This window comes from uncultured Microbacterium sp., assembly GCF_963528945.1.
In the GTDB taxonomy this organism is placed as follows: domain Bacteria; phylum Actinomycetota; class Actinomycetes; order Actinomycetales; family Microbacteriaceae; genus Microbacterium.
The window spans coordinates 68,801-92,330 of sequence record NZ_CAURWX010000002.1 but is presented as its reverse complement, the minus strand read 5'-3'; the positions used below and the strand labels follow the sequence as shown (position 1 = coordinate 92,330).

Annotated in this window: 19 protein-coding genes; 12 read left to right on the top strand and 7 right to left on the bottom strand. The window is 69.6% G+C overall.

The window, feature by feature from the left end:
* Nucleotides 1-4 precede the first annotated feature (4 nt).
* From RWS82_RS07590 to pknB, 5 genes are read left to right on the top strand one after another with little or no spacing between them, the layout of a single operon-like run.
* On the top strand, nt 5-1,318 hold the full coding sequence (locus RWS82_RS07590) for a PP2C family serine/threonine-protein phosphatase (protein WP_314648399.1): 1,314 nt from the start codon (nt 5-7) through the stop codon (nt 1,316-1,318).
* Nucleotides 1,315-2,700, top strand: a complete 1,386-nt coding sequence (locus tag RWS82_RS07585; RefSeq protein WP_314648396.1) for an FtsW/RodA/SpoVE family cell cycle protein — start codon at nt 1,315-1,317, stop codon at nt 2,698-2,700. Before RWS82_RS07590 ends, RWS82_RS07585 begins: the two co-directional genes overlap by 4 nt.
* Nucleotides 2,701-2,740: 40 nt before the next feature.
* Nucleotides 2,741-4,195 (top strand): penicillin-binding transpeptidase domain-containing protein, encoded by a 1,455-nt coding sequence (locus RWS82_RS07580; protein ID WP_314648395.1) that lies wholly within the window; start codon nt 2,741-2,743, stop codon nt 4,193-4,195.
* The gene (locus tag RWS82_RS07575; RefSeq protein ID WP_314648392.1) at nt 4,192-5,988 is read left to right on the top strand and encodes a protein kinase domain-containing protein; all 1,797 of its coding nucleotides are present in this window, start codon (nt 4,192-4,194) and stop codon (nt 5,986-5,988) included. The genes RWS82_RS07580 and RWS82_RS07575 overlap by 4 nt, the downstream gene beginning before the upstream one ends.
* A 48-nt stretch (nt 5,989-6,036) precedes the next feature.
* Complete coding sequence (gene pknB / locus RWS82_RS07570; RefSeq protein ID WP_314648390.1) at nt 6,037-7,725, top strand: Stk1 family PASTA domain-containing Ser/Thr kinase; 1,689 nt, start codon at nt 6,037-6,039, stop codon at nt 7,723-7,725.
* 33 nt (nt 7,726-7,758) lie between these two features.
* Here the strand turns inward: pknB and RWS82_RS07565 are convergent, their stop codons facing one another.
* The 3 genes from RWS82_RS07565 to RWS82_RS07555 are packed head-to-tail and all read right to left on the bottom strand — an operon-like array spanning nt 7,759 to nt 9,354.
* The gene (locus tag RWS82_RS07565) at nt 7,759-8,391 is read right to left on the bottom strand and encodes a glutamine amidotransferase-related protein (protein ID WP_314648388.1); all 633 of its coding nucleotides are present in this window, start codon (nt 8,389-8,391) and stop codon (nt 7,759-7,761) included.
* Nucleotides 8,388-8,543, bottom strand: coding sequence for a hypothetical protein (locus RWS82_RS07560; RefSeq protein ID WP_314648386.1), 156 nt, complete (start codon nt 8,541-8,543; stop codon nt 8,388-8,390). The genes RWS82_RS07565 and RWS82_RS07560 overlap by 4 nt, the downstream gene beginning before the upstream one ends.
* Nucleotides 8,544-8,559: 16 nt before the next feature.
* Nucleotides 8,560-9,354 (bottom strand): class E sortase, encoded by a 795-nt coding sequence (locus RWS82_RS07555; RefSeq protein WP_314648383.1) that lies wholly within the window; start codon nt 9,352-9,354, stop codon nt 8,560-8,562.
* 78 nt (nt 9,355-9,432) lie between these two features.
* Between RWS82_RS07555 and RWS82_RS07550 the strand changes: the two genes are divergently transcribed.
* Nucleotides 9,433-9,672 carry a cell division protein CrgA gene (locus RWS82_RS07550; protein ID WP_314648380.1) on the top strand — a complete coding sequence of 80 codons (240 nt, stop codon included), beginning with the start codon at nt 9,433-9,435 and terminating at the stop codon, nt 9,670-9,672.
* Nucleotides 9,673-9,843: 171 nt separating this feature from the next.
* Here RWS82_RS07550 and RWS82_RS07545 read toward each other — a convergent pair whose 3' ends face one another.
* Together RWS82_RS07545 and RWS82_RS07540 are read right to left on the bottom strand one after the other, a co-directional pair.
* Entirely contained in the window at nt 9,844-10,743 is a 900-nt protein-coding gene (locus RWS82_RS07545; RefSeq protein ID WP_314648377.1) for a rhomboid family intramembrane serine protease, read from the bottom strand.
* A gap of 21 nt (nt 10,744-10,764) precedes the next feature.
* Complete coding sequence (locus RWS82_RS07540) at nt 10,765-11,322, bottom strand: peptidylprolyl isomerase (protein WP_314648374.1); 558 nt, start codon at nt 11,320-11,322, stop codon at nt 10,765-10,767.
* Between the two features lie 146 nt (nt 11,323-11,468).
* Between RWS82_RS07540 and RWS82_RS07535 the strand changes: the two genes are divergently transcribed.
* From RWS82_RS07535 to RWS82_RS15175, 3 genes are all read left to right on the top strand, one after another.
* A complete protein-coding gene (locus tag RWS82_RS07535) occupies nt 11,469-11,975 on the top strand; it encodes a DNA helicase (protein WP_314648371.1) in 507 nt (168 codons plus the stop codon).
* 65 nt (nt 11,976-12,040) lie between these two features.
* The gene (locus tag RWS82_RS07530) at nt 12,041-12,469 is read left to right on the top strand and encodes a YbaK/EbsC family protein (protein ID WP_314649498.1); all 429 of its coding nucleotides are present in this window, start codon (nt 12,041-12,043) and stop codon (nt 12,467-12,469) included.
* A 293-nt stretch (nt 12,470-12,762) separates the two neighbouring features.
* The gene (locus RWS82_RS15175) at nt 12,763-13,005 is read left to right on the top strand and encodes a type IV pilin protein (RefSeq protein WP_400190073.1); all 243 of its coding nucleotides are present in this window, start codon (nt 12,763-12,765) and stop codon (nt 13,003-13,005) included.
* On the opposite strand, the gene RWS82_RS07525 is transcribed toward RWS82_RS15175, so the two are convergent.
* Complete coding sequence (locus RWS82_RS07525; protein WP_314648369.1) at nt 12,929-13,351, bottom strand: NUDIX domain-containing protein; 423 nt, start codon at nt 13,349-13,351, stop codon at nt 12,929-12,931. The genes RWS82_RS15175 and RWS82_RS07525 overlap by 77 nt on opposite strands.
* Nucleotides 13,352-13,514: 163 nt before the next feature.
* Between RWS82_RS07525 and RWS82_RS07520 the strand changes: the two genes are divergently transcribed.
* From RWS82_RS07520 to RWS82_RS07510, 3 genes are all read left to right on the top strand, one after another.
* Complete coding sequence (locus RWS82_RS07520; RefSeq protein ID WP_314648365.1) at nt 13,515-13,964, top strand: DUF1801 domain-containing protein; 450 nt, start codon at nt 13,515-13,517, stop codon at nt 13,962-13,964.
* A 99-nt stretch (nt 13,965-14,063) separates the two neighbouring features.
* Entirely contained in the window at nt 14,064-16,043 is a 1,980-nt protein-coding gene (locus tag RWS82_RS07515) for a serine hydrolase domain-containing protein (RefSeq protein ID WP_314648363.1), read from the top strand.
* Between the two features lie 59 nt (nt 16,044-16,102).
* Entirely contained in the window at nt 16,103-17,218 is a 1,116-nt protein-coding gene (locus tag RWS82_RS07510; protein WP_314648361.1) for a Xaa-Pro peptidase family protein, read from the top strand.
* 223 nt (nt 17,219-17,441) lie between these two features.
* Here RWS82_RS07510 and RWS82_RS07505 read toward each other — a convergent pair whose 3' ends face one another.
* Nucleotides 17,442-23,471: a GH92 family glycosyl hydrolase gene (locus tag RWS82_RS07505; RefSeq protein ID WP_314648358.1), complete on the bottom strand. Its 6,030-nt coding sequence runs from the start codon at nt 23,469-23,471 to the stop codon at nt 17,442-17,444.
* Nucleotides 23,472-23,530 lie beyond the last annotated feature (59 nt).

The window sequence follows — 23,530 nt, the reverse complement described above, 5'->3', positions numbered from 1 at the left end:
CGGCATGGTCTTCGAGGGTTCGAGCGCCGCGATCTCCCACACCGGGAAGGTCCGCTCCAACAACCAGGACTCCGGCTACGCCGGGGCCAACCTGTTCGCCGTCGCCGACGGCATGGGCGGGCACGCGGGTGGCGATGTCGCGTCGAGCATCGCGATCCAGCGCCTCGAACCGCTCGACCAGGCGTACGAGTCGACCGACGACGCTCAGGCGTCGCTGCAGGCGGCGGCGACGACCGCAGCCGGCGACCTGATCCGCGCTGCGAAGGACCGCCCCGAGCTCGCCGGCCTCGGCACCACCGTCAGCGCGATCATCATGGTCGACGACTACGCGGTGATCGGCCACATCGGCGACTCGCGCATCTATCTGTACCGCGACGACGCGCTCACCCAGATCACCGCCGACCACACCTTCGTGCAGCGCCTCGTCGACTCCGGCCGCATCACGCCCGAAGAGGCGCGGTACCACCCTCGCCGCTCGGTGCTGATGCGCGTGCTCAGCGACATGGACTCCGACCCCGAGCTCGACATGTTCGTCATGCCGACGCAGCCCGGTGACCGCTGGCTGCTCTGCTCCGACGGTCTCTCGGGCGTCGTCGACGAGACCCGCGTGCTCAAGGCGCTGCGCCTCGACCAGCCTCCGGGCCGCACGGCCGACAACCTGCTCAAGCAGGCGCTCGACGGCGGCGCACCCGACAACGTCACGATCGTGCTCGTCGACGTCGGCGGCCAGCATCCGCTCTCCTCCGGCACCCCGACGATCGTCGGCTCGGCGTCGAACCCGTCGGGCGTCATCGTGCCGCCGGTGCGGGCACCGCGCAGCAGCTGGCTGCACCCGGTGCGCCAGGCCGCGAACGAGCCGACGCACTTCGAGCCCGCCGCCGAGTATCTCGAAGAGCTCATCGAGGAGGACCGCCGCCGGGCCACGCGCCGGCGCGTCGGGTGGATCGCCGCGATGCTGCTCGTCATCGGCATGCTCGCGTTCGCGGCCTTCGCGGCCTACAGCTGGACGCAGACGCGCTACTTCATCGGCGCCGACGACGACAGCGTCGTGATCTTCCAGGGCGTGCAGCAGAACATCGGCCCGATCACCCTGTCGACCGTCGCCGAAGACACCGACATCCTGCTCGCCGACCTCCCGCAGTTCCAACGCACGACCGTCGAGCGCACCATCTCGGCCCGTTCGCTGTCGGATGCCATGGCGATCGTCGACCGTCTGCGCGCGGCCGCCGAGGCCAACGTGCTGCCGACCCCGCTCCCCACCGAGACCCCGCTGCCCACGCCGGCTCCCGAGGAGACGACCGACGGGGGTGAGGGATGAGCACCGACGTGTCGACCGACACCGCCGTCCTCAAGGCGCTGAAGCGTCTGCGCATGCCGCAGACCCAGCGCAATCGCGAGTTCTGGCTGCTGCTGTTCGCCGTGGTCGTCGCCGCGTCGTCGCTCACCCTGGTGCAGCTCGGCGCGCTGGGCACGATCGACCCGATGATCCTCGCGATCGGCGGCGGCCTCGCCGTGCTCGCGTTCGCCCTGCACTTCACGCTGCGGTTCGTCGCGTCGGATGCCGATCCCTTCGTCCTGCCGATCGGCACCCTGCTCACAGGGTTGGGCATCGCGATGATCTACCGCATCGACATCGCCAAGCGGCTCACCGGGTGGGATGCCTACTCGACGAAGCAGCTCGCCTGGACGGCGATCTCGCTCGCCGGCGCGATCACGGTCGTCATCATGCTGCGGAACTACCGGGTGCTGTTCCGCTACACCTACATCTTCGGCTTCGCGGGCATCCTGCTGCTGCTGCTCCCCTTCGTGCCTGGTCTGCGCATCCCCGATGCGAATGCTCAGGTGTGGGTGTCGCTCGGCGGCCTGTTCGCCTTCCAGCCCGGAGAGATCGCGAAGATCTGCCTCGCCATCTTCTTCGCGGGCTACCTCGTGCGCACCCGCGAGAGCCTGACGTCGGTCGGTACGCGGTTCCTCGGCATCACTTGGCCGCGCATGCGCGAGCTCGGGCCGGTGCTGGTGGTGTGGGCGATCTCGCTCGGCATCATCGTGATCCAGCGCGACCTCGGCACCGGAACGCTGATCTTCGGCCTGTTCATCGCGATGCTGTACGTCGCCACGGGCAAGACGAGCTGGGTGGTGATCGGCCTCGGGCTCGTCGCCGCCGGTGTGGCCGTCGCCACGCAGATCCTCAGCTACGTGCGCGGACGCTTCATCAACTGGCTGTTCCTGTTCGACCCCGAGCAGGTCGACCCCGACGGCCCCGGCTACCAGCCGATGCAGGGCCTCTTCGGCCTCGCCCGCGGCGGTCTCATGGGCACCGGCTGGGGACAGGGCCGCCCCGAGGTCACCCCGCTCGCGCACAGCGACTACATCATCACCAGCCTCGGCGAGGAACTCGGACTCATCGGCCTGTTCGCCATTCTCTGCCTATACATGGTGTTCGTCAGCCGCGGCATCCGCATCGGTCTCGCCGGGCAGGACGACTTCGGAAAGCTGCTCGCCACCGGCCTGTCGTTCACGATCGCGCTGCAGGTGTTCATCATGGTCGGCGGAGTGACGCGGCTCATCCCGCTCACCGGACTCACGACGCCGTTCCTCGCGGCGGGCGGGTCGTCGCTGATCGCCAACTGGCTCATCATCGCGATCCTGCTCCGCATCTCCGACGGCGTGCGCCGCCAACCGAGAGTGGTGATCGGATGATCCGGACCACGACGACCACGACCACGACGGGAGGTGCCGCATGACCAAGGAACTGCGACGCCTCAGCATCGTCATGCTCTTCATGTTCATCGCGCTCTTCGCGTCGACCAGCGTCATCCAGGTCGTGCAGGCCGACGCCCTCGCGCAGAACGGCAACAACAAGCGCACGCAGCTCGACAGCTACGAGATCCAGCGCGGCGCGATCATCGTCGACGGCGTCACGATCGCCTCATCGGTGCCGAGCGACGATCGCTACCAGTACCAGCGGGTCTATGCGGATGCTCCGATGTGGGCGCCCGTGACCGGCTACTTCAACGCCGCCCTCGACTCGCGTACCGGCATCGAGCAGGCACTGAACGCCGACCTGTCGGGAACGGGCTCGAGCGCGTTCCTCTCGGAGATCGACCGCATCCTGTCGGGTCAGCCGCAGCAGGGGTACAACGTCGAACTCTCGCTCGACGCGGCAGCGCAGAAGGCCGCGTACGACGCCCTCGGCTCGATGAAGGGCGCCGTGGTCGCGATCGAGCCCTCGACCGGGCGCATCCTGGCCCTGGTGTCGACCCCCGGTTTCGACACGAACCTGCTGGCGACCCACGATGCGGATGCCGCGAACGCCACGTACGACCAGCTCTCCGACGACCCGCTCAAGCCGCTGTCGAACCGTGCGATCGCCGGCGACCTCAACCCTCCCGGGTCGACGTTCAAGCTCGTCGTCGCGGCGGCGGCGTATGCCAGCGGCGAGTACTCGCCGGACTCCGCGCTGCCGAACCCCGTGTCGTACACGCTCCCCGGCTCGAGCAGCCGCGTCTCGAACGCCTGGGGCGGCACCTGCGGACCCGGCGAGACGGTGTCGATCGCCGAGGCGATCCGCCTGAGCTGCAACATCCCGATGGCCGAGCTGGCGGTCGAGCTGGGCGACGACGCCATCCGCGAGATGGCCGAGAAGTTCGGCTACAACCGCAGCTTCGACATCCCGCTCACCTCGACGCCGTCGAGCTACCCGCGGGCCCTCGACGACGCGCAGACCGCGCTGAGCGGCTTCGGTCAGGGGCAGGTCACCGCGACGCCGCTGCAGATCGCCATGATCTCGGCCGGGATCGCGAACGACGGCGTCGTGATGAATCCGCGGATGGTCGACCAGGTCATCGGCGACGACCTCTCGGTCGTACGGTCGGGCGAGGACAGCGAGTTCGGGCGAGCGCTCGAATCCGACGTCGCCGGCGAGGTGACGGATGCCATGGTCGCCAGCGTCTCAACCGGCGCTGCGCAGGGTGCAAGAATAGACGGGATCGACGTGGCCGGTAAGACCGGAACCGCTGAGAACGGAAACAAGCCGCACACGTTGTGGTTCACCGGCTTCGCGCCGGCGGACGACCCGGCGGTGGCAGTAGCGGTCGTCGTCGAAGACGGCGGAGGACAGGGTCAGTCCGGATCCGGCGACACGATCGCCGCTCCGATTGCGAAGAAGGTCATAGAGGCGGTGCTGGGCAGATGAGGCCGACGCAGGGTGTGTCGTTCGGTGGTCGTTACGAGCTGCAGTCGCGTATCGCGATCGGCGGTATGGGCGAGGTCTGGGAGGCGACGGATCACGTCATCGGGCGTACCGTCGCGATCAAGATCCTCAAAGACGAGTACATGGGTGACCCCGGGTTCCTCGAGCGCTTCCGCGCCGAGGCCCGTCACGCCGCACTCGTCAACCACGAGGGCATCGCGAGCGTGTTCGACTACGGCGAGGAGAACGGTAGCGCCTACCTCGTCATGGAGCTCGTGCCCGGCGAGGCGCTCTCGACGATCCTCGAACGCGACGGGGCGCTGAACGCCGACAAGACGCTCGACATCGTCGCGCAGACGGCGTCGGCGCTGCAGGCCGCGCACGCCGCGGGCCTCGTGCACCGCGACATCAAACCCGGCAACCTGCTGATCACCCCCGACGGCCGGGTGAAAATCACCGACTTCGGTATCGCGCGCATCGCCGACCAGGTGCCTCTCACCGCGACCGGCCAGGTGATGGGGACCGTGCAGTACCTCTCCCCCGAGCAGGCATCCGGCCACCCGGCGTCGCCGGCCACCGACACGTACTCGCTGGGCATCGTCGCGTACGAGTGCCTCGCCGGCAAGCGTCCCTTCACCGGCGAGTCGCAGGTCGCGATCGCGATGGCGCAGATCAATGAGCAGCCGCCGCCGCTGCCGCCCACCGTGCCCATCCCGGTGCAGAACCTCGTCATGGCGATGATCGCCAAGAAGCCGGCCGACCGTCCATCGTCGTCGGCCAGTGTGGCGCGTGCCGCGCAGGCGCTGCGCCGCGGCGACCTGAACTCCGCCGCCATCGCCGTTCCCGCCATCGCCACCGGTGGGGTCGCGGCCGACGACGACGCGACCCGCATGCTCTCGACCGGCGACGACGGCACGACGCGCATCCTGCCGACCACCGCACAGGTACCGGCGGCCGCCGCCGAGCCGACCGACGAGGTCGTCAAGAAGAAGCGCAGCCGCTGGACGTGGCCGCTCGTCGCCCTCATCGCTCTCCTCGTGATCGCGATCGCCGGAACGGTGTTCTCGCTCATGAACCAGGGCGATGCGGATGCCGATCCCACCCCGTCGACGAGCGCCCCGGCGACGCCGCGGCCCACGCCGACCGAGACCGAGACCGAGACTCCCGAGCCGGAGGCGGTCGACGTCGACGCGCTCGGGCTGGTCGGTCAGAGCTGCGACGCGGCCCTCGCCGCCGCACGCGACGCGGGGCTCGAGCCCAGCTGCGTCACGGGTTCGACGACGGCACCGTCGGGCGACCTCGTCGGCACCGTCGAGCGCGTCGAGCCGCGCGGCTCGGTGCAGCCGGGGTCGGCGATCACCCTGTACCTCTACGCCGACCAGGTCTCGGTGGGCAAGCCGCAGAACGCTCCGACGTTCTCGGGCACGTTCATCGAGGGCGGCAAGGCCACCGTCAACTGGACGGCCTACTCGTGCCCGTCCGGCACCGGCAACCTCACGGCTTACGAGGTCACGCTCACGAACGCGACGTTCGACAACGGGCAGACGCTGTTCAACTTCGACCCGAGCCAGCGCTCCAGCCAGATCACGGTCGACGCAGGCAAGGCCGGCCAGGTCGTCACGGCGACGTACCGTGCCTTCTGCGGCGACCGCCCCTCCGAGGTCTCGCCGCAGGGCCAGTCCGGCCCGATCACGGCCGCGTCGACGCCCCCCGGCAACGGGAACGGTGACGGCAACGGGAACGGCAACGGCAACGGCACGGGCACCACTCCGGGCGGCGGGGGTCAGCCGGGGTAGGGTTGCCCGTCGAGTCATTCCACCGTTCGTGTTCCAGGGGGTCCAGCCGTGTCCACAGAGCCACGCGTTCTCGCGGGTCGTTACCGCGTCGATGAGCTCATCGGCCAGGGCGGCATGGCCAAGGTCTACCGCGGCTACGACCTGACCCTCGGACGCGACGTCGCGATCAAGATCCTCGACGCCGACCTCGCCCGCGACACCGCGTTCCGTACGCGCTTCCGCCTGGAGGCGCAGGCCGCATCGCGCATGTCGCACCCCTCGATCGTGCGGGTATACGACGCCGGCGACTCGGCGAGCGACCCGTCGTCCGACGATCCGCCGTACATCGTCATGGAACTCGTGCAGGGCCGCCTGCTCAAGCAGATCATCGCCGAGGGCCCCGTGCCGCTCGACGATGCCGTGCGCTACGTCGACGGCATCCTCGAGGCGCTCGACTACTCGCACCGCGCCGGCGTCGTGCATCGCGACATCAAGCCGGGCAACGTGATGGTGCTGCCGAGCGGCAAGGTGAAGGTGATGGACTTCGGCATCGCCCGCGCCGTCTCCGACTCGTCGTCGACCGTCGCGCAGACCACGCAGATCATCGGCACCGCCGCGTACTTCTCACCCGAGCAGGCCAAGGGCGAGCCGGTCGACGCCCGCGCCGACCTGTACTCCACGGGCGTCGTTCTCTACGAGCTGCTCACGGGCCGTCAGCCGTTCCGGGGAGACTCCCCCGTCGCCGTCGCCTACCAGCACGTCAGCGAGACGCCCATCCCGCCGACCGAGCTCAACGAGCAGGTACCCGGGGCGCTCGACCCGATCGTGCTGCGTGCGCTCGCGAAGGACCCGTACCAGCGGTACCCCGATGCCGCGCACTTCCGCGCGGCTCTCGACGGGGCCGTCACGGGCGCCGCACCGACCCGTAAGCAGCTCGGTGCCCTGACCAGCGAGCTCTACGGGCCGAATCCCCGGCAGGCGCAGGAGACCGCTCGGTCGCTGCGACAGCTCAGCACCGACACCACGATGGCCCGCACGCAGTCGGGTCCTCCGGTCGCGTGGATCTGGGCGGGTGTCGCCCTGCTCGCCGTGCTGATCGCCTCCGTGCTCTTCTGGGTCGTGACCGTGCGCACTCCCGATGTGCCCGACTCGGCCCGCGTCGTGCCCGATCTCGTCGACGTCGCCTCCGAGCGCGCGCAAGACGATCTGGCGGGACTCGATCTCGAAGCCAAGATCGTGCTCGAGTCGAGTGCCGAGGTGGGCGAGGGCAACGTCATCCGCACCGATCCGGCCGCTGGTACCGCCGTCGACGAGGGCGACCTCGTGACCCTGTACGTGTCGACCGGTCAGGAGATGGTCGTCGTGCCGTCGGTGGAGGGCATGAAGCTCGACGCCGCCAAGAAGGCCCTGACCGACGCGGGGCTCTCCGTCGGCACCGTCATCCAGCGCAACGACAAGGGCCTCGCGACCGACACCGTCATCTCGGCCAGCCAGCCGGCCGATGCCGAGGTCGCGCCCGGCACGGTCGTGAACCTCGTGGTCGCCAGCGGCAAGGTCACGCTGAACGACATGGCGGGCTGGACCGTCGACGCCGCCACCGCGAATCTCGAGAACCTGGGACTCGTGGCCGCGCCGATCGAGCAGGCCGACTGCGTCGCGACGACGCCGCCCACGGTCGTCTCGATGTCGGCGCCTCCCGGCGACGTGGCGGTGGGATCGACCGTCGAACTGCGGTACTGCACCGGTGCTGCCGGCTGAGCTGCCGCTCGAGTCGTCAGCCGGCGCGAGTCGTCAGCCGACGAGCGGGTGCAGCTTCGCCGAACGGGCGGCCGCGTCGGGGTCACCGCACGCGGCGAGCCAGTTCGCCAACAACCGGTAGCCACCCTCGGTGAGCACGCTCTCGGGGTGGAACTGCACCCCGACGATCGGCAGGTCGCGATGCGCGATCGCCATCACCGCGCCCGTGTCGGCGCGAGCGGTCACCGCCAGTTCGGCGGGTAGGTCGGACTCCCCCACCCCCAGCGAGTGGTACCGCCCGGCGGCGAACGGCGACGGGATGCCGTCGAAGAGGCTCGATGCGTCGTGGGTGACCGACGACACCATGCCGTGCATGAGTTCGGGTGCTTCGGAGACCGGAGCGCCAAGGGCCTCGGCGATGACCTGATGCCCGAGGCAGACGCCCAGGAGCGGCATCCGACGCCGGGCCGCGAGGTGCACGGCATCGATCGAGACACCCGCATCGCGCGGCGCTCCGGGGCCCGGCGAGAGCAGGAGCCCGTCGAATCCGTCGATCATGCCTTCTACGGCATGTACATCGACGGCATCCGCCTCGACCATTTGGGTCTCGGCACCCAGTTCGTGCAGGTAGCCGATCAGGGTGTGCACGAAGCTGTCGTGGTTGTCGACCACGAGCACCCGGGTCATTCGAGGTCGACCTCGCCCGGGTTCACGATGGGGCTGATCCACGGGAACACGTACCAGAAGAGGCCGTAGAGGATGGCGGCGACGAGCACGAGGACGATGAGCAGGCGCACGAACCAGGGTCCGGGCAGCAGGCGCCAGAATGCGGAGTACATGGATTCTCCTCGTCGCTCAGAGAGATGGCGCGGCCGGCGGGGGCGGCGGATCGGTGAGCGCCGCGGGCGGACCCTCGGCACGGGGCTGGAAGCTCTCGAAGACGCCGTACGCCACGATGCGCTCGGCGAGCGAGTACAGCGGTGAACATGCCGTGAGCGTGATGTACCGCTCCCCCGTCGCCACCTCGGGCATCTGCGGCACGTCGGCGAGGACGTCGGTCTGCGTGGGCTTGACGTATTCGAGCGTGCGGAAGCGGTACGTGTACCAGCCGTCGGGCGTCTCGACGACGATCGCGTCGCCGATCTGCAGCTTGTCGAGCTGGTTGAACGGCTTGCCCCAGGTGGTGCGGTGACCGGCCATGGCGAAGTTGCCCACCTCGCCGGGCATCTTGGAGTTGGTGTAGACGCCGATGCCGAGGTGGTCGAGCGTGCGCGCGCGCGTGGTGCCGCCGTAGATGCCCTTCACGTAGTCGGTGCCGAAGCGCGGGATGTGCATCACCCCGAGTTGCTCGGTCTCGGCCGGATGCGCGGGGATGACCGGCTCATACACGGTCGTGCCGTCATCGGTTACCACGGCGGGAGGGGCCTCGGGCACGGGCCCCGCAGCGTACTCCGCGACGATGGCCGCGCCCTCGTCGTTCTTCTGGGCGTTGATGATGATGTCGCCGATCCACATCTGCCATGCCACGAACAGGAGCACCAGCACGCCGGCGGTGAGCAGGAGCTCGCCGAGGACGCTCGCGAAGGTCGCGCGCGAACGCGGACGGGACCCCCGTGCGCGCCGCCCCCCAGGAACGACGGATGCACTCATGGCGCGATCTTATCCCGTCGGGCTGACGGCGGAGCATCCGCTGTGGGTACGGCCATGCGCTTTCGGTACACTGGCGGAATGGCACGAGACCGCAAGCCCGAAGAACCCGTGATCGAGCGCTCCGAAGGGGATGTCGCCCCCAACGCCGTCTGGTTCAAGCCCGTGATGGTCGGCTTCATGCTGCTGGGCCTGATCTGGATCCTCGTGTTCTACATCTCCGGTCAGCAGTTCCCGATCCCCGGTCTGGGCAGCTGGAACCTCGCCATCGGCCTCGGCATCGCGCTGATCGGCTTCCTGATGACCACACGCTGGCGCTGACCGCATCCGTCTCGTCTTCCGAAGGCCCCTCGCTCCGGCGGGGGGCCTTCGTCGTGGCATCCTCAAGAACTCACAAGCCGCCCACAGAGTTATCCACAGGTCTATCCACACCTGGGGAGAATTACACGGGTGTTATTCACAGGTGTTAACAGAGTTGTTAACAACCTCTGATCAGGCCAGGAGCAGCAGCGGCGGCACCACGAAGACGATCGCGAGAAGGGCGACGACAAGGGCCGAGAGCGCGACGATCTGCCAGATCCTCTGGTCGCGGCGCTTCGTCTTGACGATGATGAACGCGACCAGCGCCCCGATCAGCAGTCCGCCGAGGTGCGCCTGCCACGAGATGCGTCCGCCGCCGAACACCAGTCCGTAGACGAAGTTGATCGCGAGGATTACGAGGATGCCGGTGACATTCGCACCGAGGTGACGACCCACGATGAACAGCGCCGCCATGAGGCCGAAGATGGCGCCGGATGCTCCGACGGTGGGCTGCCCCGGATCGAGGACCGCCACCATCACCGATCCGCCGAGCCCGCTGATCAGATAGAGCGCGAGGAACCGGGCGCGACCGAGCATCGGCTCGAGACCCTGGCCGATGAGCCACAGCGCGAGCATGTTCAGCGCGAGGTGGATGAACCCGCCGTGCGCGAAGACCGCGGTCAGCAGGCGCCACGGCTCGAAGGGCGCGCCCGTGAGGTCGGGGTAGAGGTAGGCCGCGGCGAAGACCAGCTGCGAGGTGATCGCGTCGCCGAGGCCGGGGATCAGCTGCAGCAGGCCGATGAACGAAGTGACCGCGAGCAGGACATAGGTGACCATCGGTCGGCCGGGGCGGGTGGTGCCCATGACCGCGGCCCCGCCACCGCGCCAGCGGCGCTCGGCGCGCTTCTGGGCGGGCGTGCGGTTCTTGCGCTCGGCGGCCATGCACTCGGGGCAGATGACCCCGACCGGGGCCTGCGTCTGGCACTCGGGGCAGATCGTACGCAGGCAGCGCTGGCAGAGCACGAAGCTCTGCCGATCCGGATGCCGGTAGCAGAAGTTGTCGCGGTTGCGGGAGAACTCAGGCGTGGTCATCCGGATCGGCCGAAGCTGTCGTCAGGCGGCGACGACGTCGATCGAGTGCAGCACGACCGGCTCGATCGGACGGTCGCCCGCCGCGGTCGGAACGGCCGAGATCTTGTCGACGACGGCCTTGGAGGCGTCGTCGGCGACCTCGCCGAAGATGGTGTGCTTGCCCTGCAGCCACGGCGTCGGGTCGGTGGTGATGAAGAACTGCGAGCCGTTGGTGCCCTCGGCCTGGCCGGTGATGGCGTTGCGACGCAGGCCCGCGTTCGCCATGGCGAGGATGTAGGGCTCGTTGAAGTTCAGCTCGGGGCTGATCTCGTCGTTGAAGTTGTAGCCGGGACCGCCGACGCCCTGACCGAGCGGGTCGCCGCCCTGGATCATGAAGTTGGGGATGATGCGGTGGAACACGACGTCCTTGTAGAGGGGACCCTCGCCCGGCTTGCCGGTGGCGGGGTGCGTCCATTCCTGGGTGCCGTCGGCGAGGCCGACGAAGTTCTTGACCGTCTTCGGGGCCTGGTCGCCGAAGAGGTTGATGACGATGTCACCGTGGTTGGTGTGCAGGGTTGCGACGTGAGAAGCGTGAGGCATGCCCTCATTCTCGCAGAGTGTGCGGGGAGGGAGCCGGGGATTGCGGGTCGGAGGGTCGGATGTCAAGGGGCGACGATTCCCTCCTCGCATCCAGCCTGTTCTGGCAGTATGGGGAACCCGTACTCCACCATGGACAGGAGAGCAACGTGAGCCTCAGCCGTAAGCGGAAGAAGCAACTGCGTCGTCTGCAGAAGGACGCGAACCAGCTCTGGGAGGCCCAGCAGGAGCTCGTCGGGCATGCTGCCGGCGTCGCCCGTGAAGCGGGTCGCCAGCTCGGCAACTTCAATCGCGAGCAGGTCGTGCCGGTCGTGCAGGACACCTACAACCGGCGCCTCGCACCCGTCGTGAACCCCGTCGTCAAGGTGGGCAAGCACGTCGTCGACGACAAGGTCGTTCCCGTCATCGGCGGTGTCGTGGGCAGCGCCCTCACCGCGTGGGATGTCGCGAACGCCAAGCGTCATGGCCTGCCGTCGCCGTCGTCGCACAAGAAGAGCAAGAAGGCCGCGAAGAAGGGCGGCGGGGTCGGTTCGATCATCGCCATCGTTCTCGGTGCCGCCGCGGCGGTCGGCGTTCTCTACGCCGCCTGGACCGCTCTGCGCGCCGACGACGAGCTCTGGGTCGCGGACGACCCGCTCTCCGCGCCCGACGCGTGAGCGCCGACGCACCACTCGACCCGCACGCGCGGGTCACCACCGCCGCCGCCGCTCGCGGTCTCGACATCGAGATCCGCGCGCGGCCGGAGGCGGGGAGCCTGTTCGAGGCCGCCGAGTTGCTCGGCCTCCAGCCCTCCGACATCGTCAAGACCCTCGTGGTCAAGCGCTCCGACGACACCTACCTGTTCGCTCTCGTGCCGGGTGGGCGGTCGATCTCATGGCCCAAGCTGCGCGCCGTCGTCGGCGTGAACAAGCTGCGCCTCCCCGAGCCAGAGCTCGCCCTCGCCGCCACCGGCTATGAGCGCGGCACGATCGTGCCCATCGGCAGCACGAACGACTGGCCGGTCTACGCCGACGAGACGATCGTCGGACGCCGCATCGCCATGGGAGCGGGCGCGCACGGACACAGCCTGTTCGTCGACGCGGATGCTCTGATCGCCGCCTACGGCGCCACCGTCGCCGACATCTCCGAGCCCGAGAAGCCCCGCGCCTGACCGCTCCTGGTCGCGCTCCGCGAGCTGCGAGAGCGCTATAGCGTTTAGCTGCGAAACTCGCTCGAATACGAGGAAAAGCGGTGTACCGAGACCGCTCTCATTACGGCTGGAAAACGCTTCGGCGGGTCTCTTGACAGCGCATCATGCGAGGGCATACATATAGTCCTGCGAGGCCGTCGTCCCCCACATGTGACGACCTCGCCGGGCAGGGGAGGCCCTTCGTTCGTCACGCTCCGGCGTGCGCGAAACATCTCCGCGCCCGTCCCCACAACCGGAGATGAAGGAACCCCCTTATGCGTGCAACCATCCGCCGCGCCGTCGAGGCGCACAAGGCACAGCGCGAAGAGAACGGCGAAGCCGGCTTCTCGCTCATCGAGCTCATCATCGTGGTCGTGATCCTCGGCGTTCTCGCCGCGATCGCGATTCCGATCTTCCTCAACGCGGGCGGCCCGGCCGGGATCAGAAGATGCCGGCCATGCGCAGCGCGATGTCGACCAGCTTCACGCGCTGCAGCTGCGCGACCTGGGCGCGGGTGAACCAGCCCGCCATGTCGGTCGATCCGTCGGTCTCGAAGCGCAGGCGGCCACCGCGCACGCGAGCGCGGTAGACGATGCGGAGGGTGTGCAGCGGGGCGTCGGCCTTGTGCACGCGGCGTCCGGCGGGGATCACGCGGGAGTGGATGCCGAGCAACTCGCCGACCTCGACGCTGTAGCCGGTCTCCTCGCGCAGCTCGCGGCGCACCGCATCCTCCGGCGACTCCCCGTCTTCGAGACCACCGCCCGGCATCGTCCACGCGACGCGGCGGCCCTCGATCCATCGCGCGAGCAGCAGCCGGTCGTCGTCATCGGTGACGACCGCGTACGCCGCGACACGCAGGTCCATGCGCTCACACTATCCCCCGCTCACCCGGGGAAACGCGCATGTGACGTCTCCCCCGGCGCGGGAGCGGGAGGCCTGGACGACGGCGCACCACTGGCGTCATCATGAGAGAAGGCGCGACGTCTCTCCGGTGCGCCACCATCCACCCGCAGCGAAGGAGCCGGCCGTGGCCGAAGACACCAAGAACTTCACCGCCGAAGAGCGCGAGGCCATGCAGGCCGCGGCGAAAGAGGCGAAGGCGAAGCGCTCGCGCGCGAAGAAGTCTCCCGAAGAGCAGCGTGCCGCCGGCGAGGCCGACCTGCGCGAGGCCGTCGACAAGCTGGCGGACGAGAACGACAAGAAGCTCGCCCTCGCCCTGCACGACCTGGTGAGCGAGGTCGCGCCCGAGCTCGTGCCGCGCACGTACTACGGCATGCCCGCGTGGGGGAAGGACGGCAAGGTGCTGTGCTTCTTCCAGCCCGCGAGCAAGTTCAAAGTGCGGTACGGCACCTTCGGGTTCGAGCCGATCGCCCAGCTCGACGACGGCACGATGTGGCCGACCGCGTACGCCCTGCTCGAGCTGACGGCGGCGAACCGGAAGACCCTGACCGAACGCATCCGGCTCGCCGTCGGCTGAGCGCGCGCCGCTCGTCGCCGGGGGAGGGCCGTTCGGCCTGCCCCCTTATCGACGGCCACCCCCGCAGGGGCGAGGGCGGCGGGACTGCCAGGATGAACTGTGAGATCCCGTCGCTCCCTGTCCGTGGCGCTCTCGGCGTTGGCCGGAGTCCTGTTCTGTCTGACCGCGTGCGCCCCACAGGGCCGGGCGCCCGAGCCCCCGGCGGCCGACACCCCCACGGCCGAACTGTCTGCCGCCGACGTGCAGGAGTGGTTGGACGAGACTCTTCCGGATGCTCTGCGGAGCGAAGGCATCGTGGGCGCCACCGTCTCGGTCGTCGCCGACGGCGAGATCATCGCCGCGGAGGGCTACGGACGTACCGCGACGAGCACCGACGCGAGCGCCGACACCGGCACCGACGCGCATACGGTGGATGCCGAGTCGTCGCTGTTCCGTATCGGGTCGGTGTCGAAGCTGTTCACGGCGACCGTCGTCATGCAGCTCGTCGAAGAGGGCCGGCTCGACCTGGACGCCCCCGTGCAGGAGCTCGTCGACTTCCCGCTGTCGACGACGTTCGACGAGCCCGTCACGCTGCGGAATCTGCTCAGCCACACGGCGGGATTCGAAGACGAGATCGCCGGCCTCATCACCGCTCCCGGTGGCGAGGTCGTCTCGCTGCGCGACGCCCTGTCGACCGACCCGCCCGCGCAGATCTTCATGCCGGGGTCGACGCCGGCCTACTCGAACTACTCGAACGGGCTCGCCGCGTACGTCGCCGAGCGGGCCGCCGGCGTCCCGTTCGAGGACCTCGTGCAGCAGCGGATCCTCGACCCGCTCGGCATGACGACGGCGACGACGGCGCAACCCCTTCCCGCCGAACGGCAGGGCGACATGTCGAAGGGCTACCGCTACGACGGGTCGGACGAGGTGCCGTTCGAGGTCGTCTCGCCCGCACCCGCGGGAGCGATCTCGGCCACCGCCGTCGACATGGGCCGGTTCATGCTCGGTCAGCTCGGCGCATCCGAGACGCCGCTGATGCAGCCCGAAACGCTCGCTCTCATGCACCAGCCGGCGCTGACCGAGGCCGACCTCGGCGGTCTCGCGGCGGGACCGGTGATGACGCTCGGCTTCTTCGAGCGCGACCGCAACGGGCATCGGGTGCTCAGCCACGCCGGTGACCTCACGGCGTTCCACGCACAGGTGGAGATCTACCCCGATGACGGTGCCGGCATCTTCGTCTCCCTCAACAGTTCGGGCATCCACCCCGATTCGTCCACCGTGATCCGCGACGAACTGATGGCGGGCTTCGCCGATCGCTATTTCGCCGACGACCGACCGGAGCGTGTCGCCACCGACACCGCCGCCGCGCATGCCGAGCAGATCGCCGGCACCTATCAGCTCTCGCGGCGCGGTGAGACGACCTTCATCCGCGCCTTCTTCATCCTCTCGAGCGTCGATGTCGCCACCGACGGCGAGGGCGAGGTGACGATCTCCGCCATCGTCGACCCCTCGGGGCAGCCGGTGCCGTTCGTCGAGACGGAGCCGTGGATATGGACCGAGGTCGGCGGCGACCGCACCATCGCCGTCGACCAGAACGACGGCGACGTGATCGCGATCGGCTTCGATCCCGCGTTCACGCTGCAGCCGATGCCGACCGAGCGGGCCCTCATGCCGCTCGTCGCCGCGGGCTCGATCGTCGTGCTGGTCGCGCAGCTGATCGCTTTCCCCCTCGCCGCCCTCGTGCGCCGCGTGCGGGCGCGGCCCGATGACCGGCCGCGTGCGTGGCGGCGACTCGGATGGTTCGTGTGGGCGGCCACCGCGAGCCTGGCCCTGTCGGTCGTGCCCTGGTCGGTCGTGGCGAATGCGCTGCTGACCGACGGCCCCGCGCCGGATGCCCTCATCATCCGTACCGGACAGGTTCTGCTCGTCATCGCGGCGCTGGGCATCGTGCCCGCGGTCTGGCGCACGGTGCTGGCCTTCCGACTGCGGCGCCGGCGGTGGGGGGCGGTCGTGGTGTCGCTCGTGCTCGCCGTGGCTTTCGCCGGTCTGATCTTCACGGTGCTGGTCGGCGGCATCCTGCAGCCGAGCCTCAGCTACTGAGGCCGCGGCAACACAGGTGGCCCGTCGGCGAAGGCATCCGCCGGAGTAGCGTGGAGCGGGTGAGCACCCCGCCCTTCGCCCCTGCCGTGTACGCCTCCCGTCTCGAGCGAGCATCCACCCTCGCCGCCGACGCCGGACTCGACGCCGTGATCGTCGGCCCCGGACCCGACCTGCAGTACCTCGTGGGTGTGGAGGGCGACACGATCGAGCGTCTGACGGCCCTCGTGCTCGGCCCCGGGCTCGCTTCGACCGTCGTGGTGCCGCGCATGGAGCTCGCCAAGGTGCGCAGCACGGCGGTCGGGTCGCTCGGGCTCGCGGTCGCCGACTGGGTCGACGGCGAGAACCCGTACGATCTCGTCGCGGCCGCCATCGGCTCGGCCGCGCGGGTGGGCGTATCGGATGCCCTTCCCGCCCTGCACGTCGTGCCGATCGGTGAGCGTCTCGGCGTGCGCCTGGAGCTCGCGACGCCCGTGCTGCGCGAGGGGCGCATGATCAAGGATGCCGCCGAGATCGCGGAGCTGCGGCGGGCCGGAGACGCGATCGACGCCGTGCACCGTCGGGTGCCGGAGTGGTTGCGCGCGGGACGCACCGAGCGCGAGGTCGCTGCCGACATCGCCGCCGCCATCGTCGCCGAGGGCCACGAGACGGTCGAGTTCGTGATCGTCGGGTCGGGTCCCAACGGGGCCGACCCCCACCACGAGGTGTCGGACCGGGTGATCGAAGACGGCGACGTGGTCGTGGTCGACATCGGGGGAGCGGTGCCGAGCGGGTACAACTCCGACAGCACCCGCACCTACGTGGTGGGCGAGCCGTCGCCTGAGGCTGCCGAGCGTATTGCCGTGCTGGTGCGGGCGCAGCAGACCGCGGTCGACGCCGCGCGTCCGGGGGTGAGGGCATCCGAGGTCGATGCCGCGGCCCGTCAGGTGCTCGCGGATGCCGGCCTGGGGGATGCCTTCCTCCACCGCACCGGGCACGGCATCGGCGTATCGGTGCACGAGGAGCCGTACATCGCCCCCGGCAACGACCTCGTGCTGCGCGAGGGCATGGCCTTCAGCATCGAACCGGGCATCTACTTCGCGGGCGAGTGGGGTGCGCGCATCGAGGACATCGTCGTGCTCACCGCCGACGGTTGCGAGCGCCTGAACACCGCCCCGCACGCCCTGCGCGCGGTCTGACCCCGCCGCCTCGGGGGTCGGTTCTCTGCCTCAGCGCTCGGTCGGCGAACTGCAGGCACCCACGCGAAGCGCAGGCCGGATGTTGCACGAATCGCCTGCATCCGCCGCCGGAGCCTGCAGTTCGCGCGCAGGACGACCGCTCCGCGCACCGCGCCACAGGCGAAGAGGCCACCTTCCCCTGGGGCGGGAAGGTGGCCTCTTCATTTCTGGGGATGGGGAGGGGTCAGGACTCCACGCGGCGGCGACGTGCGACGAGCACGCCTCCCGCGGTGAGGAGCAGGAGCAGCGCCACGAGGGCTGCGGCGGGAACCGTTCCACCGGTGGCGGGGAGTCCGCCACCGCCGGCGCCCGGGGCCGCGGTGACCGCGAGGGCCGCCTCGGCCGACAGGCCAGAGCCCGCTCCGAGAGCGACCAGCGTGTGGTCGCCGACCGGGGCGTTCGCGGGGATCGTGACCACGGCGCGGAAGGCACCGGTGTCACCCGCGGTCACGGTGTCGAGCAGGATCGGCTCGGAGTTCAGCGTGAGCGAGACCTTCTCGCCCGGCGCGAAGCCCCGCCCGATGACCTCGACCGTGCCGCCCTGCACCACGCTCTTCACGCTGACGGTGATCTCGGCCTCGAGCACCGGAGCACTCCGCACGTCGAGCGTCAGGGGCGACGACTCCGATCCGCGGAACGCGTCCTCATCGGCCGGCACGAACCGGGCGACGTAGGTGTGCGTCCCCGAGGTCGCGATGACGACGTCGGCCGTGGCCGTGCCGCCCGTGACCTCGGCGGATCCGACGATCTGCTCGCCCTCGAGGAACTCGACCTTGCCGGCCGCGCCCGCGGGCTTGACCGTCGCGATCAGCGCCACCGACTCGCCGGCGACCGGGTCGTCGGTCCCTGCGGCGAGCGCGACCGAGGTGTTGCGCGGAGCGGTCGGGTCGACCGCGACCTGCACGGATGCCCGCGCCTCGACCTTCGACACGTCGCCGAAAGCGACCACCGGGTGGGCCCCGTCGATCGCATCGACCGGCACGACCACCTCGGCACGGATGCCGCCGTCGCCGTCGGCCTTCACGACCACCGGCGCCTCGTCGTCGATGCGCACCGACACGTTCTCGCCGGGAGCGAAGCCGGTGCCGGTGATGACCGCGGTGTCTCCGGGTGCGACCGTGCCGGTCGGCGCCTGGATCTCCGGGGTGTACACGGGCTCGGGGTCGACCACCGTGACCTGCAGCTGAGCATCCGCCGAGGTGACCCCGTCGTCGGCCGTGACCGTCACCGTGTAGGTGCCCGCCGCAGCGTACGTGTGGGTGCCCGTGACGGTGCCGTCGACGACCTCCGCCGTGGAGACGGGCGAGCCGTCTCCCCAGTTGACGTTCGCCGACGTCTCGCCCTGACCGCCGGTGATCGTCGCGAGCGTCGCGGCGAACTCCTCACCGGTGACCTGCCCGTCGACCGTGCCGGCCGTGACCGCGAGCGGTGCGGCGGCGGCGCGGTCGCCGTCGGAGGCGATCGCGAAGATGTGCACGCGGCCGTCGTTCAGTTCGCCCGGCTCATCGGGCATCGTGAGCGACTCGACGACCTTCGGCGCACCGTTGCCGTCGACCGCGAGGGCGATCGGGGCGGTGGCGTAGATGGCCGTGTTCTTGGCACCGCCCGACTCGGCGCCGGTGCCCGACAGGCGACCCTCCGAGATGGTGAGCACGGTGTTGCCCTTGTAGGGGTTGCCGGATGCTCCGACCCAGTCGCCCAGGCTGATCGTCACCGTCTGCGTGGTGCCGTCGGTGAAGTGCAGCGTGGCCTGCGAGTCGCGGTTGCTCTCGGTCGCCGTCCCGATGAACGCGAGCTGCGTCGCACCGGCGCCCAGCGACACCTTCACGGTCTGACCCTCGCCCGTGATGTTGTCGGGCTGACCGGCGGGGATCGCCGGCAGGTCGTACGTGAGCGTCGTGTTCGGCACGGTCAGGGTCTGCCCCTGCACGAAACCGTCGGCCGCCAGCTTGTCGCGGAAGTAGCCGTGACCCTGCGAGTCGCAGTTCGCGGCCGTGACCCCGAGGTCGCCGATGCACACGTTGTTGAAGGCGCCGGTGAACGACTCGTCGCGGAACACCTCGACCGTGGCGGTCGTCTGGGCGACCGCTCCGTTCGAGTCGCGCACCGTGATCGCGGCGGAGTAGGTGCCGGGGGTGGTGAAGGTGTGCGGGGCGCTGACCTTCCAGCCGCCCAGCTCGTCACGGGTGAGGGTGACGTCGTCGACCTTCGTGCCGTCACCGTAGTCGACCGTGACGTCGTAGCCCGAGGCCTGCGTCTCGGTGCCCACGATGGTCGCCAGCGAGCCGGTGAACTCCGTGTCGACGGCCACGCGTTGCGGAGCGCCGGCAGAGATCGAGAGGCCGTCGGCGGCCGCGGCGGAGGCGAACAGCTCGACCTCCGACAGTGCGAGCGCGTCGGCATCCGTCGTCATCGTCAGTCGAACGCTCGTGAACCCGGCGGGGTTCGCCGCCGTGAACGGACGGGTCTGCGTGTCCCACTGGAACGACTGACCCTTCCGCGAGTCGATCTCGGTCCACGTCGTGCCGTCGAGCGAGCCCTCCAGCGTCCAGCTCGACGGCGCGTTCGCCTTCGTGCCGCTGGTGAGCGTGTACTGCCCGATCGAGACGGGACCCGACTGCGAGGTCCACGTGAGCTCGGCGGTCTTGCCGGCGAACGTCACCTTCGAGTTCATGTTGTCGTCGACGAGCGACCCGACGGGGGTGCCGTCGGCCGCCGCGAGAACTCCACGGCCCGGCTTGGTGGCGTCGACCAGGGTCTTCGGGGTCTCGAGCTCCTCGCCGAGATCCTTCGCACCCCACGCCGACGGGCTGTCGCTCATGGTGAAGTCGAGCCGTCCGCCCTCGCGCAGCAGGTCGCCGTCGAAGGTCGTCTCGGTCACGGCGGTGCCGTTGAGGCTCACGCCCGCCACGTAGTCCTTGCCCGCGGATGCTCCGGGGGCGTTGATCACGAGCTCGGTGTCGCCGATCGACAGCGTCGCGCTGTCGAAGAGCGGCGTACCGACGGTGTAGTCGCCGGAGCCGACCTCGAGCGGGTAGAACCCGAGCGCCGAGAAGACGTACCAGGCCGAGAACTCGCCGTTGTCCTCATCGCCGGGGTAGCCCTGGCCGATGTCGTCGCCGATGAACAGACGATCCTGGATGTCGCGGATCAGCTCCTGCGCCCCCGACGGGTCGCCGGCCTCGGCCAGCACGTAGGGGATGTGGTGGGCGATCTGGTTCGACATGCCGAGCATGCCCAGGCGCACGTCGCGCGCCTCGCGGGCCTCGTGGATGCCGGAGTAGTCGGCCTTCTCGCGCTCGGTGAGGAACGCGTGCATCACGTCGAGCAGACCCTGCCGGCCGCCGTAGAGCGCGGCCAGACCGTCGACGTCGTGCGGGGCGTGGAACCCGAAGGTCCACGCGCTCGCCTCGGTGAACGCCCCGCCCCAGGCCTTCTTGTCGAAGTCGGCACCCGTGGTCCACGAGCCGTCGGCGTTGCGCGAGGTGAACGTGCCCGCCTCGGGGTTGAACATCTCGACGTAGTGCTCGGCGCGGGCCTCGAAGTAGGTGGCCTCCTCCTGCAGCTGCGCGACGCGGTCGGCCGGGGTGTTCGGGTCTTCGGCGAGCTTCTTCGCCATCTCGGCGATGCCGAAGTCGTTGATGTAGCCCTCCAGGCCCCACGACGCGCTCTCGTGCGTCGACGCCTCGGTGTAGCCGAGGAAGATCGACTGCCCGAGTCCCTTGCGGCCGACGGCGTTGGATGCCGGCAGCACGGTGGCGTTCTTCACGGCCGCGTCGTACGCCTCGAGCGCCGTCTCGGTGCTCAGGGCGCCGGCGAGGTAGGCCTCGGCGAACGCGACGTCGGAGCTGGTGCCGGTCATGAGGTCGGCGTAACCCGGCGACGACCAGCGCGCGATCCAGCCGCTGTCGCGGTACTGCTGCACGAAGCCGTCGACGAGGTTCTCCGTCACGTCCGGGTAGAGCAGGGAGTAGAGCGGCCAGGCGGTGCGGTACGTGTCCCAGAAGCCGTTGTTGACGTAGATCTCACCGTCGACGATCTTTGCGTTCGTCTGGGTGTCGCTCGCCGACCCGGTGGTGCCGGCGACGGGGCTCGCGTACTTGTAGACGGGTGCGTCTGCGCTGCCGGTGTTCTCGAACTGCGAGTTCGGGTACAGGTTCAGTCGGTACAGGCTCGAGTAGAGCGTGACGAGCTGGGTGTCGGTGGCGCCCTTCACGTCGTGCACGACGCTGAGGCGGTCGTTCCAGGCATCCTTCACGGCGGCGTGCGCCGCGTCGAACGAGACGCCCTCGACCTCGAAGCCGTGGTTCTTCTTCGCCTGGTCCTGCGAGATGAACGACGAGGCGATGCGCAGCTCGACCGTCTTGTCGCCGGTCGTGTCGAAGGCCGCGTACCGGGCGGTGCCGTTGCGGTCGCCGGCCGTGGTGGCGCCGGCCGTCGTCGGGGCCTGGTCGAACGTGCCGTAGACGAACATGCGCGTGCGGCCCGGCCATCCCGATCCACCGTCGACCCATCCGCTGACCGTGCTGCCCGAGATGGTGAGCTTCGAGTTGTTGACGAGCTGGTCGACGAGCACCGAGCTGGTGTCGCCGGTGAAGGTGAAGCGGTAGATCGCGCCGTGGTCGGTGGCGGTGACCTCGGTGCGGATGCCGTTGTCGAAGGTGACGTCGTAGATGTCGGGGCGCGCGGTCTCGTTCTCGTGCGTGAACGTGAGCTTGCGCCCGGAGAGGCTCGACGTGGGGGAGCCGTTGGCGGCGGGCATCACCGCGAGCTGGTTGCGGTCGCCCATCCAGATGCTCGGCTGGTGCGAGAACCCGATGCCGTTGAGGCCCGGGCGGTTCTGTGCGTCGTTGGCCCGCTGGTACTGGTAGATCGTGCCGGTGTTGTCGGCGTTCGTCATCGGGGTGATGAAGTTGAAGCCGTTCGGCCACGCGGTCGCGGGGAAGTTGTTGCCGCGCGAGAATCCGCCGGTGGAGTTCGTGCCGCGACGGGTGTCGACGTACGAGACGAGGCCGTCGCTGGTGTCGATGGGCGTGGCCGCCTCGATCGACACGTCGTCGAGCCATCCGCTGAACGAGGTCGCGGCCGTCGGCACCTCGATGTTCTTCACGTCGGAGCCGGGGTGGTCGTAGGTGAACACGATGTCGTCGATCGTGCGTCCCTCGAACTGGCCGAGGTCGACGGTCACCTTGTTCCACTGGTTGGGCCACAGGCGGTTCGACCGACCCTGCTCCTGCGCGTTCGCGAGGTAGCCGTAGGTGTCGGTCGCGCCGGAGGTCGAGAGGCGTCCGCCGTCGGTGAAGGTGATGTCGACGCCCACGAACGTGGCCGCGTAGGTCTGCTCGCCGTCGAGGATCGGGAAGACGGTGTACGACAGCTGGGTGTCGTCGCCGATCGCCGTGCCGACGTTGTCGTACAGGGTGGTCGACGACGAGGCGGGGCCCGCACCCAGGTGGCGGCCGGAGTACTGCACGGCCTTCGTGCCGGTGAAGCCGACGCCGGTCTTGGCGGTGTCGGATGCCGTGGGCCCATTGCCGACGGTCAGCCGCAGGTCGCTCGGGGTCGCGGCGCCGTCGCCGGCGGCGATGGGCTCGAAGTCGGCGAGCTGGATGAGGTTGGTGGTGGGGGTGCGGTTCTCGAGCACGTCGAGGCGGTAGTAGAGGAACGCCGCGCTCGGCTGCGCGAGCTCGAACGTGCGGGTCTGGCCGCGGCCGGTGAACAGCTCGCCGGTGCGCTCGTCGACGGGAGTCCAGTTCGTGCCGTCGTTCGAGCCGAGCACGCGGAAGTTCTTGGGGTCGCGCTCCTGCGCGTCGTTGCCCGAGGTGAGGGTGTAGCGGGCGAGGGGCTGCGCCGCGGTGAGCTCGTACTGCAGCCAGCCCTTGTTCACGAAGGCGAGCCACTTGGTCGACGCGTTGCCGTCGGCGGCGAATGCGGCGGCCTCGTTGGGGGTGTTCTGCGCCGACGCGGTGACGTTCTTCACGCCGGGCAGCATGCTGCCGGGCGCGAACCGGTCGCCGGTGACGTTGACCGGCTGTCCCGTGCCGGTCAGCAGCGGCGCGGCATCCGCGGCTTCGAAGGACGACGAGAACGTGCCCCCCGGTGCGGCTGCCGCAGACAGCGGCGTCAGCATGGCCGCGGTCACGGTGATCGCGGCACCGGCGGCCGCCCAGATACGACCCGCGGGCCGTGCGTTCCTCGAATGGGGAACCGTCATGGTTGCTCCTCAAACTCCACTGCAGTGTGTCGTTCGCCGACCGCAGCCCGGGTAGGGCC

Coding starts and splice junctions, on each gene's coding strand:
- RWS82_RS07545 (WP_314648377.1), bottom strand. CDS start 10,743: ATGACCACGCCTGAGTTCTCCCGCAACCGCGACAACTTCTGCTACCGG.
- RWS82_RS07560 (WP_314648386.1), bottom strand. CDS start 8,543: ATGTACTCCGCATTCTGGCGCCTGCTGCCCGGACCCTGGTTCGTGCGC.
- RWS82_RS07525 (WP_314648369.1), bottom strand. CDS start 13,351: ATGGACCTGCGTGTCGCGGCGTACGCGGTCGTCACCGATGACGACGAC.
- RWS82_RS07540 (WP_314648374.1), bottom strand. CDS start 11,322: ATGCCTCACGCTTCTCACGTCGCAACCCTGCACACCAACCACGGTGAC.
- RWS82_RS07550 (WP_314648380.1), top strand. CDS start 9,433: ATGGCACGAGACCGCAAGCCCGAAGAACCCGTGATCGAGCGCTCCGAA.
- RWS82_RS07585 (WP_314648396.1), top strand. CDS start 1,315: ATGAGCACCGACGTGTCGACCGACACCGCCGTCCTCAAGGCGCTGAAG.
- RWS82_RS07565 (WP_314648388.1), bottom strand. CDS start 8,391: ATGACCCGGGTGCTCGTGGTCGACAACCACGACAGCTTCGTGCACACC.
- RWS82_RS07555 (WP_314648383.1), bottom strand. CDS start 9,354: ATGAGTGCATCCGTCGTTCCTGGGGGGCGGCGCGCACGGGGGTCCCGT.
- RWS82_RS07575 (WP_314648392.1), top strand. CDS start 4,192: ATGAGGCCGACGCAGGGTGTGTCGTTCGGTGGTCGTTACGAGCTGCAG.
- RWS82_RS15175 (WP_400190073.1), top strand. CDS start 12,763: ATGCGTGCAACCATCCGCCGCGCCGTCGAGGCGCACAAGGCACAGCGC.
- RWS82_RS07590 (WP_314648399.1), top strand. CDS start 5: ATGGTCTTCGAGGGTTCGAGCGCCGCGATCTCCCACACCGGGAAGGTC.
- RWS82_RS07505 (WP_314648358.1), bottom strand. CDS start 23,471: ATGACGGTTCCCCATTCGAGGAACGCACGGCCCGCGGGTCGTATCTGG.
- RWS82_RS07580 (WP_314648395.1), top strand. CDS start 2,741: ATGACCAAGGAACTGCGACGCCTCAGCATCGTCATGCTCTTCATGTTC.